The sequence below is a fragment of the Curtobacterium sp. C1 genome, assembly GCF_021049325.1.
In the GTDB taxonomy this organism is placed as follows: Bacteria; Actinomycetota; Actinomycetes; order Actinomycetales; family Microbacteriaceae; genus Curtobacterium; species Curtobacterium citreum.
On sequence record NZ_CP088078.1, the window covers coordinates 50,681 to 60,295 of the forward strand.

At 68.2% G+C, this 9,615-nt stretch carries 9 protein-coding genes; 4 read left to right on the plus strand and 5 right to left on the minus strand.

Annotated features, from left to right (window positions below):
• Window positions 1-376: 376 nt before the first annotated feature.
• Complete coding sequence (locus tag LQK89_RS17635; protein ID WP_231051000.1) at window positions 377-1,822, plus strand: hypothetical protein; 1,446 nt, start codon at window positions 377-379, stop codon at window positions 1,820-1,822.
• 537 nt (window positions 1,823-2,359) lie between these two features.
• Here LQK89_RS17635 and LQK89_RS17640 read toward each other — a convergent pair.
• Genes LQK89_RS17640 through LQK89_RS17655 form a run of 4 tightly spaced genes read right to left on the minus strand, consistent with a single transcriptional unit; the run spans window position 2,360 to window position 5,874 of the window.
• Window positions 2,360-3,127 (minus strand): hypothetical protein, encoded by a 768-nt coding sequence (locus tag LQK89_RS17640; protein WP_231051001.1) that lies wholly within the window; start codon window positions 3,125-3,127, stop codon window positions 2,360-2,362.
• Window positions 3,124-4,764, minus strand: a complete 1,641-nt coding sequence (locus tag LQK89_RS17645; RefSeq protein ID WP_231051002.1) for a hypothetical protein — start codon at window positions 4,762-4,764, stop codon at window positions 3,124-3,126. Before LQK89_RS17645 ends, LQK89_RS17640 begins: the two co-directional genes overlap by 4 nt.
• A 58-nt stretch (window positions 4,765-4,822) precedes the next feature.
• A complete protein-coding gene (locus tag LQK89_RS17650) occupies window positions 4,823-5,212 on the minus strand; it encodes a hypothetical protein (protein ID WP_231051003.1) in 390 nt (129 codons plus the stop codon).
• Window positions 5,212-5,874, minus strand: coding sequence for a ParA family protein (locus tag LQK89_RS17655; RefSeq protein WP_231051004.1), 663 nt, complete (start codon window positions 5,872-5,874; stop codon window positions 5,212-5,214). The genes LQK89_RS17650 and LQK89_RS17655 overlap by 1 nt, the downstream gene beginning before the upstream one ends.
• Window positions 5,875-6,002: 128 nt before the next feature.
• Between LQK89_RS17655 and LQK89_RS17660 the strand changes: the two genes are divergently transcribed.
• The 3 genes from LQK89_RS17660 to LQK89_RS17670 all read left to right on the plus strand — a co-directional run bounded on the left by LQK89_RS17660 (window position 6,003) and on the right by LQK89_RS17670 (window position 7,837).
• A complete protein-coding gene (locus LQK89_RS17660) occupies window positions 6,003-6,455 on the plus strand; it encodes an HD domain-containing protein (RefSeq protein ID WP_231051005.1) in 453 nt (150 codons plus the stop codon).
• A gap of 201 nt (window positions 6,456-6,656) precedes the next feature.
• The gene (locus LQK89_RS17665) at window positions 6,657-7,298 is read left to right on the plus strand and encodes a hypothetical protein (protein WP_231051006.1); all 642 of its coding nucleotides are present in this window, start codon (window positions 6,657-6,659) and stop codon (window positions 7,296-7,298) included.
• The gene (locus LQK89_RS17670; RefSeq protein WP_231051007.1) at window positions 7,295-7,837 is read left to right on the plus strand and encodes a hypothetical protein; all 543 of its coding nucleotides are present in this window, start codon (window positions 7,295-7,297) and stop codon (window positions 7,835-7,837) included. Before LQK89_RS17665 ends, LQK89_RS17670 begins: the two co-directional genes overlap by 4 nt.
• Window positions 7,838-7,843: 6 nt before the next feature.
• Here the strand turns inward: LQK89_RS17670 and LQK89_RS17675 are convergent, their stop codons facing one another.
• On the minus strand, window positions 7,844-8,770 hold the full coding sequence (locus tag LQK89_RS17675) for a hypothetical protein (protein ID WP_231051008.1): 927 nt from the start codon (window positions 8,768-8,770) through the stop codon (window positions 7,844-7,846).
• Window positions 8,771-9,615: the final 845 nt, after the last annotated feature.

Consider the following 9,615-nt stretch of genomic DNA (forward strand, 5'->3'; position numbering starts at 1 on the left):
GGACTACCCGGTGCCGTCGAACGATGGGGAGCTGCCTATCGACGAGGCATAACCAAGAAGGCCCCCGCCGAAGCGGGGGCCAGAAGTTCTCGGCTCTGAACCTGATGAGTTTGCCGACCTGCCAGGTTCCGAGTTTCTCCTTCGAAGTTCCGGTTGAACGCCGGGCCTTCGTCGTACCCACCAGGAGGTACCCGGGGGTGATCTCATCGTAAGCCCTACAAGTACGTTTGACCACGCCACGCCGCCGGAAGTTCGGAAGTCTGTAACTTCCCAACTCACGGACGTCGGTACTTCGGTACCCCCCACTTCCCCGCAGCCGCGCGGAACAGTCGCCGCTACCCACGCCACCAGCACGCCGGCCGTTCACTCGGACCGGGTGGCTTGGCGGTTCCTCGAGGACGCCCGTGGGCGCCGTCGACGGGTCGCGCTCAAGGCCCCGAAGTCGTGGGGTACCGACTGGACTGAGCGAGCCCGTGTGGGCCGTCGCTCGTCGACGCTTCCGGCGCCTGAGGGCGCGTACGCGGCGCTGCCGGCGTGGTCCTCTCGCCGGCAGTACCTCGCCGCGGTCGGCGCTGCTGTCGGCTCTGAGCAGGGTCGGGAGCTGCGGAAGGCGTGGGCGCGCAAGTGGGTCGCCGACGAGCCGTTCTGGGCGATCGTGCATGCCCTCGCGGGCTTCGCGGACAACACCACGGGCCGCGGGGTGACTGCGTCGCGGCAGACGATCGCGGTGAAGGCCGGCCTACTCGACGACGTCGACGTGTCCACGGACGCTGGGCGTCGTCGTGTGCAGGCGGCGATGAAGCGGGTGCAGCAGGTGACCGCGATCCTCACGGAGCTGGGCCTCTACGCGATGGTCCGGGTCGGCCGGCCGTTGTCGGCTCGCGAGCAGGCGATGTTCCGGGCTCGTGGGCTCTACCAGAAGGCGGTGGGCAACGAGGCGGCGCTGATCGTGCCGGCGCATCTGGCGGCTGCAGCGTCGAGCCGTCGGCCTGGTCGTGGGAGCTCTACCTTCCACCTACATCCCGAGACCTCAACTAGAAGCTCTTCTCCCGTTACAGAGATACCCAACAAGCCGCGTTCGCGGCGGACGGCCGCTGCGCGACCGGGGCAGCAGGGATCTCCCACGAGGCCGAAGAGCACACGTGCACCGATGCGACCGTTGAGCGAGCGTCCTCCGGCGTTCCGGCAGCTCGTGGCGGCCCTGGACGCTGCGACAGTGCGCCCGGACGGCTCCGTGGTCGGACGGTTCACGCAGGGACGCTCCGTGCTGGGCCTGGTGCGCATCCTCGATGACTTTGGCATCGACGCCTCGTACACCGCGGACGAGCTCCTGGAGCGGGTCCTGCGCTGGGAGCCGCACTTCCGGTTCCGCGACGGGCTGGGGTGGCTCCGCGCTCGGCTCGCTCGGGCGTTCCGCCGACCCACGTCGACCGCTCCGGTACCCCCCACTCCCCCGGAGTTCACGGGGCAACGCGACCTCGAGCAGCTCTGGGCGACCGACGTCACGTTCCGCGAGGGATGGGTCCGGCTGCAGGAGCTCCACGCGGCCGAGGATGCCGCGAGTACTCCCCCGAACCCTGCAAGGACGCCGGAGCCCGTCGACGTCGACGACGCCCGGCCAGGACCCGCACGGGACCGTGCCCGTCGCTCGTCGACGGTGCCGGACTGGCAGCGTGAGCTCGAGGCGGCGCAGGCTCGCATCGACGCCGAGGACGCTGACGCACGCGCCGCGGCGATCGCCGCCGCACGCGCCGCCGGGACCTCGAGCTCGCGGAGCCGCCGCCTGCTGCCCTACGTTCCGGTCGGCGTCGCCACCCGCTGACCGGACGGCCGTGCACGACCGCCGGCGGGGCACGTCGAGGGCGATCGGCCGGCGCCGGTCCGTACCTCGTGAGTCCGGAACCTGCGGAGTCCGGGAGCACGGAACATCGGCAGTTCGGGACGCCGTGAGTTCGGAGATCCGGGACTGCCGGAGAGCCGAAGTCGCAGACCACCGAAGTGCCGGGCTCCGGCAGTGCGGAAGTGCCAGAGAGCGGAAGTCCCAGGCTCCGGAAGTCTGTAAGTTCCGGAGGTACTGAGTCGAGACGGGGGTAGGGGTTGGCCGGCCCTTAGCCCTGGGGGGCACGTCCCGGCCAATCCTATCCACGGTGAAGAGTCAGGGAAGAGCCCCCCGGGCAGATTCGGCCCAACCAGGACGCGACCTTCCTGGGGCGCCAGCGGGGCCGCGACGGAGTGTGCGCGTGACGGCGGCCGGCGCTACCGTGGACGCACCGGGGCGTTCCCCCCAACACCCCGGGCATAGCGAACGGTCCGCACGCGATGCCCCCATCGCCGTGCGGACCGTTCCTTGTGTCGGTCGTCAGTAGTTCGGACGCCACCCGGACTGCGTGCGGCGCTGCCGGCCGCGGGACTTCTGCCGGTCGTACTCCTGGGTCTTGCTCTTGCCGTAGACGGTCATCGTGACGCCGGTGATCGGCTGCTCCGAGACGTCGAGGTTGGTGTACCGCTCGCCGTTCTCGTCCCGGAACCAGGAGAGCGCGTCACCGCCGTGGTCGTTGATGCGCTTGAGCATCGTCGACGCGTTGTACTCCTTGACCTCCATCACACGCCCGTTGGCGTAGGTGACGCGGGCCTTGATCATCTGCTGCGTGTCACGGGCCTGCCCACGAGCGGCACCACGGACGCGCTGCAGGATCTCGGTGTTGGCCTGCTGCCGTCCCTTCGCCGCGCGGCCCTTCGGGATCTGAAGGTCGTGCTGGCGGCCGCCACCACCGAGGTACGTCGTCGTGCGCAGCCGGCCACCCTGGCGATCCTGCGTGTACCGGCCACCGGTGTCCTGGGGCACCACGGTCGCTTCGGCAGCGCCGGCCTTGTTCCGCACGCGCACAAGCTGCCCGGAGCGGCCACGTCGACGCGGAGGGATGGTGCTGGTCTGCCCGGTGCGAGCGAGCTCGAGCAGGGATGCCCGGTACACGGAGCCGCTCGTCTCACCGTTGAGCACCTTGCGGATCATGCGCGGCGATCGCTGCAGCTCGCCGGCGATCTCCGAGACGCTCAGACCGCGACCACGGAGCTCTTGCACGAGCTCCTGCGCGGTGCTGTCCTGCCGCGACGTCGCGTCGCTCACGACGCCACGTCCTGAGCGGCCAAGGCAGCACCGTTCTCCCACGCCGCAGCGGGGCCGGCCGCGTCGGCGCGCTTCGCGAGTGCGTCACGGGAGGTGCGGCTGTCGGGTGTGATGAAGGACCCGAAGAGCATGCCCTGCAGGCGGAGCCGGCCGGTCTTGCCGTCGTCGCCGCCGCCGTGCTCGGCCGGGAGGCTCCAGGACGGCACCTCGGTGGTGTAGATCGCGTCACCGTTAATCCCGATGAGGGTGTGCCCGGGGACCGCGAGGGCGCCGGCGGTCTTGAGTCCGAGGCCGGAGGCGCTGGAGAGCACGGCCGCGCGGCCACGGCCCCAGATCTGCGCGGAGAACTCGGGGTGGAAGAACATCCGCGCGCGCTCGGTGACCGTGCTGGGGATCTGGTAGAGGAACAGCTTCCCCTGCCGGACCATCGTCGACTGGTACTCCGCCGGCACGTCGAACGCGCTCTCCGCGACGCGGGTCTGCGCGCGTCCGGCGGAGTTGAAGTTACCGACGGTCTGCAGCAGGATCGCGCGGAGCGCACCGGCAAGCGCCCGACGCAGCAGCGGCGGGAGATCCGGGTTGCTCTGCACCCGGTCGCGGGCGCGCTTGATGCGCTCGTAGAACGTGTCCAGCGGCCGGGCACGGGTGAACTGGATTGCCTCGAGGGGCTCGACGAGCCACCCCGCGTTCAGCGCGACGAACACCTCAGCGGCATCGGCCCAGGTCTCCCCCGTGGCGCCGGGACGGTTCGGGTAGTACCAGCCGTCCTCGACCTTGAAGTGCTGCATGCCCAGCAGGCCAACGTGGTTCCAGTCATCCGGCACGGTGAAGCGGACGAGGAACCGGGCACGGGCGTATGGCTCGTTCTCGAGCAGGTTGTAGGCGCCGGCGCGGTTCAGACGCAGGCCAGGGCCGATGCCGAGCTCCCGGCCGAGGGACGCGTACATGAACCGGCCGTCGACGTGGGCGAACGTCTGGATCTTCTTGGTCGTCTCCGGGTCGATCAGCGGCACGCAGTCCTCGTGCGTGCTCATGCTCGGACCGGCGACCATGTGGTCGTAGTGGTGCTGGCCGGCGCTGCCGCGGATCTCGTCCGCCATGTCCGGTGAGACCGGGATCGGGTTGACGTTCTTCGGTAGCGACCAGGCCCAGAGGTTCGTGCCGGTCGCTGCCGGCGAGAGCATCAGCCGGGCGCGGTCGTCGACGCCGGCGATGATCTCCTCGAGCGTGTTCCAGGCCAGGCGGGCCTGCGCGGGCGTGAGGGGAACGTCACCGAACCACTCCTCCACTGTGCGGACTTCGACCTTCTGGCCGGTCACCGCATGCTGGAACCGGCCGGTGGGGGGGCCGCCGGCAACCCAGTGGGAGCCGGGAATCCAGTTCGGGGTCTGCACGAACAGCCAGTGCCGGACGCCGGGGGCCGGCTCGGGGCGCTTGCCGGTGAGCATGATGCGTTCGGCGCCGTAGCTGCCGGCGGTGTCGAGCAGGTCGGTGAGGTTCGGCTTCTTCCGGCCGGTGCCCACCTTCGGGCGGACCGAGGTGCCTTCACGGGTGACGCCCTGGCCGGTGGTGTGGTCGAGCCAGATCGTGGGGACCTCTTTCGGGGTCCAGCCGCGGGGACGGAAGCTGTTGTCCATCACGCGTTCCTTCCGGAGTTCCAAAACCACGGACTCCCGTAGTTACAGACTTACAGACTTAGTCAGTGATGCCGAGTGAGCTGCGCAGCTCAGCCTCGTTCGAGCCCTGGAGCTCATCGACGCGGGTCATCAGCAGGTCGACGGCGACCCGAATGAGCGTGTTGTCGGTGATGCGCTCGCCAGGAGCGGTGCGCAGGCGCTGCAGCCGGCGAGCGTGCCGGCCGAGGTTCTCGATCTGGTCGTCGCGGAACCGGGCCTCCTTGCGGAGGAAGTCCTCGAACCGCGGCGTTGCCGCAGGTGCCGGCGTCTCAGGTGCCGGCGTCTCAGCTGCTGCGGTCGTCTCCGTAGCGGGAGCGCCCGCCGCTGCGGTGTCCGTCGTGTTCTGCTCGTCGACGGTCTGAGCGTCGGCCGGGGTGTCGAGCAGTGAAGCGAGCTTCTTGCGAGCCATCAGCGGTTCCCCTTGTTCGTCGAGGCGTTCGCCCAGTACGACATCATCTCCATCGCGACGCGGCGGAAGTCCTCGGCGGCCTTGAGGTCATTCCGGGACGACCGGTACTGCGTCACGACGAGACCGTCCATCGGTGCGCGAGCGTGGATCTTGTAGGAACGGATCGGTGCCTGGAACCGAGCGAGGCCAGCGCCATCGATCAGTTCCGCGGCTTCGTCCGCATCGCCCGGCGTGCGCGGGTCGTACTTGTTGATCAGCACCCGGTAGTCCACGCTGCGCGGCTCGATCAGACGCTTGATGGTCTTGAGCAGCGGCGGGACAGCCAGCGGTGCCGGCTCCGTCGGGAGGACGACGAAGTCCGCCTCGTCGAGCACCGGGTTCAGGATGTGCTCGTTCTCGAGCGAGCCGGGCGTGTCGACGAAGATCACGTCGTACGGGAGCTCGCGGAGACGAGCGAGGTTCTTCGGGTCGAGATCTGACGTGGTGTCGAACGGCAGGTTGTCCCCTGCCTGGTCGCTCCAGAACGTCACCGATCCCTGAGGGTCGATGTCCACGACGAGCACCTTCGAGGTCTCAGAACAGACAGCGGCCAACCCCATCGTGACCGTCGACTTCCCGACGCCACCCTTCTGGTTGACCACCGCGATGATGCGTGGCGACATGCGTTGCCCCTTTCGTTCGATCTGACATTGACGAATGTACCACAACCAGAGTCCGGAAGCAACAGAGTTCCGAAATCTGTAACTCACAAAGTCTGTAAGTCATGTTAGGAACGTGCTAGTTTGGACGCATGGGACAGGAACAGCTGGTCGCACTCGCTCTGGCGATCGCCCGAGGCGCACATGCCGGGCAGGTCGACAAGAGCGGCCACGCCTACATCGAGCACCCCGTGCGGGTCGCGAAGCGCGTTCGCCGGCGGAACCCGGACGCGTCCGCTGGTGTCGTGGCTGCAGCGTTGCTCCATGACGTGCTCGAGGACACCGAGCTCACCCGCGCGGACCTCATCGCCAAGGGGATTCCTGCAGACGTCGTCGACGACGTGGAGGCGGTCACCAAGCGCTCCGGCGAGCCGACAGAGGAGTACTTCGCCAGGGTTCGCGCCCGGGCCGGCGCCCGAGTGGTCAAGTACGCCGACATCGAGGACAACACCGACCCCGAGCGGCTTGCTCAGCTCGACGAGGCGACGCGCGAACGACTGGCCGCGAAGTACGCCCGGTCGTTGCAGCTACTCGAGGGGGAGTAGGGCGCCATGTGCCAGTCGTGTGCGGAAGGCGGCCGGCGTTGCCGCGACCGACGACGCCTCCAGCAGCTCACCACGGCCGATCTCGCGCCCGAACCGACCGAGGAGCTCCCCGCGGTCGACTGGACCACGAACGGCGCGCAGGACGGCCCTGAGGCCGTCTGGCGGGACTACGCGCCCGCCATCGCGACCGAGACCATCGCAGTGCTCGCCGAGACCCGGGCCGCAGAACAGCACACCACCGCCGACGTCGTCGACGCGATCCCCGCCGGCGCCCGCCCGCACGGCCTCGAGTTCCGCATGAAGAGCCCCGCATCCTTGGCGCGCAAGATCCGCAGCCGTGCGACCACCACTGCCGCCGCACAACACGCCGGCGGCCTCCAAGGCGTCTCCGACAAGCTCACCGACCTGCTGCGCTACACCGCCGTCACTGAGCAGCACGACGATCTGCCGGCCACTGCCTCGTCGACGATCACCACGCTCGAAAGCCGCGGGTACACCGTGGTGTCCGCTGAGCACTCCTACGTCGCCGGCAACGTCTACAAGGGCATCCACGTCCTCGTGCAGCACGGCGACGAGCGACCGGTCGAGATCCAGTTCCACTCCGAGCTGAGCCAGGCCGTGAAGGACGAGAACCACGTCGACTACGAGCTAGAGCGGGACCGGCGCACCCCCTACGCCGATCGCGCTGCCGCACACGAGCGGATGACCGCCCGCTCGAACGAGATCCCGGCACCCGCCGGCCTTGAGGAGCTCACCAGCATCGGGGGCCTTCCGCTGGTCGAGAAGATCTACCCGAACCCCTACTCCGTGGCGCACAATGAGACTGAGGAGACGAACCGATGACCCAGTTCTACGAGGTCCGCGACAGCGACCAGAACCTGGTGTGGATCGCCGCCCACGAGACGGCCGGCGAACACCGCATCTTCGTGTACCTGCCCAACACCGGCACCTGGCAGCACAGCACCGCCGTCGAGGACGACTTCTACGGCCGCGACCACGCCGCCACCTACACGCCCATCACCGCAGAGCAGGCTGTCCGCCAGCTCCCCACGATGCGCAAGCTCAACGCCAAGTCCGCCAGCTGGCTCCTGGAAGAGCTCACCTCGAGCGCAACCGCCACGAGCAGCGAACTCGGCCTGCCCGTCGCGACCACTGCTCGGCCCACAAGCGAGGCGCAGGTCATCGAGATCCTCGCGAAGAACGACGGCGGCCGGTGGGTGAAGGTCTACAGCGGCAGAACCAGCGGCGCAGCCCGGTCGTTCGCCAGCGAGCTCCGCAACGGCAAGAAAGCCCGCATCAACCGCATCGGCCGGTTCGAGACCCGCGTCGTCCACGAGACCGTCGTCGAAGCGCGACGCATCGTCGAGAAGGCCAGCGCCTAAACAGGTTCAGAGCGCCTCGTAAGCGTCAAGTACCAACGCCAGGCTGTTGCGCTCGGTCATGCGGCCCTGGAGTGGGTTGAAGACATCTTGGAACTGCTGCACTGACGTGATCTTTGTGCCCAGCAACCAGACCATCGGCTCATGCCGGTATGCAGCAAGTTCTACCGTCGTCTCATTGGTGAGGTGATTCCAGACCAAGGACCAGTTTCCCTTGACGCTATTACCGGACGAATCATCCGTGCTGTCTTGTCTCCATCCGGTTCCGAGAACCGAACCCTCCAGTGTCAGATGACCTCGCTCTACACGAGCCACCCGACGCTGGTCTTGCTCGGCAAACTCGTCGCGGGTGAAGGTAGCGAACCGTCGAGATGACACGTCTCGCGCGGCCTGCTCTTGGCGGACCTCTTCGTCGACACGACGCTGCTGTCGTGCCGCCTGGGCGGTGGCCGCGGTGGTGAACATCAGCTCAAGCCACGCGCTCACCTCGGCCAGTTCAGCGCGAATCTCTCGAACGCGATTTTCGCAGCGGTGCTGATATTCCCACTTTTCCTCGAGCTCACGCTCACGTTGCGCGTGATCCCGCTTTTCCGGGAAGGTCACGTCCTTTGCTGCGCCGACCAGCCGGCTTATGCGATTTGCACCAGCTCTCTCATCGATACGGCGTTGCTGCTCGTCGTCCATCCGCTTGCGAGCGCCATCACGAATGGCCGTGGCACGGGTCACACTTTCGACAGCGCTGTCGAAATTCGCGCTCCATACACTGAGCCCATGCTCCAGCTGTAGTTCGTAGTCCGCATAGGAGACATGCTCGGGGTCTCCAAGTTCCGGCGTATAACCCGGAATGCCGGTAAAGCGTCGAAGCTCCGCGATAGTTTCTGCTCTTGCGACGGCGCGCGCTTGGTCGATCTGTTCGCGTTCGCTTTGAGTGGTCACGATTTCCCCCTGAGGTTGGGCAGTCTGCTCAGCATCAGAGGGTAGACGGATTCGTCTCCCAAGCGGTGCGCGCAGCGCGGTGACCGAGGCCCCTGCCGCTCTCACCCCCGTCCACCGCGCGCGCTCCCCTCGTCTTCGACTTCGGGTGTTCGGGAGTCTGGGTGTCTGTGAGTGCGGGAGTGCCGGAGTCTGTGACTGTCGGAGTACGAGAGTTACAGAGTCTGTAAGTTTGGAAGTTCCACTAAATGGGGACTTGTCGTGGGTTGGGTGAGGTGGTGGGGTGGGGTGCTGGCGCGGCCCGTCCGTCGGTCGTGTCGGGGGGTGCTGTGTGGCCGGGTGCGGGGTTGGGTCGGCGGGTGGCATCGGGGGAGGGGCGGGGCTGGCTCGGCCGTCTCCGGGGCGCGTGTGGCTGCTCCGGCTGCACCCCGGGATCGCCCACGACTGCGACCCGACCTACCCGCCGAGCCACCCCGGTTCCTCCCGGCATGCCCTAGACCCAGGCACCCCCACACCGACACCCGCCCGTTACAGCCTCCACACGCCCGCCAGAGCGCCGAACAGCACCACTCCGGTACCGACACCCGCCCCGCCGAGCACAGCCGCCCACACAGCCCCGCACACCACCGTCACCCACCCCGCCAGACCGAGCACGACACCGACCGTGGATCGCGCCAGCGAGACACCACCACGAGCACTCCGACACCGACCCCGGCGACCCAGACACCGACACCCCAGGAACGCGACGGGGCACGACCAACGCACCGCAGAGGGGCCGCGCCAGCGGCCCAGGCCCCGCGCCAGCGGGGCCGCCGAGAGGGCGCGCCAGCGCCCGCTCGCCGCCCCCC

Coding starts and splice junctions, on each gene's coding strand:
- LQK89_RS17645 (WP_231051002.1), bottom strand. CDS start 4,764: ATGGACAACAGCTTCCGTCCCCGCGGCTGGACCCCGAAAGAGGTCCCC.
- LQK89_RS17650 (WP_231051003.1), bottom strand. CDS start 5,212: ATGGCTCGCAAGAAGCTCGCTTCACTGCTCGACACCCCGGCCGACGCT.
- LQK89_RS17655 (WP_231051004.1), bottom strand. CDS start 5,874: ATGTCGCCACGCATCATCGCGGTGGTCAACCAGAAGGGTGGCGTCGGG.
- LQK89_RS17660 (WP_231051005.1), top strand. CDS start 6,003: ATGGGACAGGAACAGCTGGTCGCACTCGCTCTGGCGATCGCCCGAGGC.
- LQK89_RS17670 (WP_231051007.1), top strand. CDS start 7,295: ATGACCCAGTTCTACGAGGTCCGCGACAGCGACCAGAACCTGGTGTGG.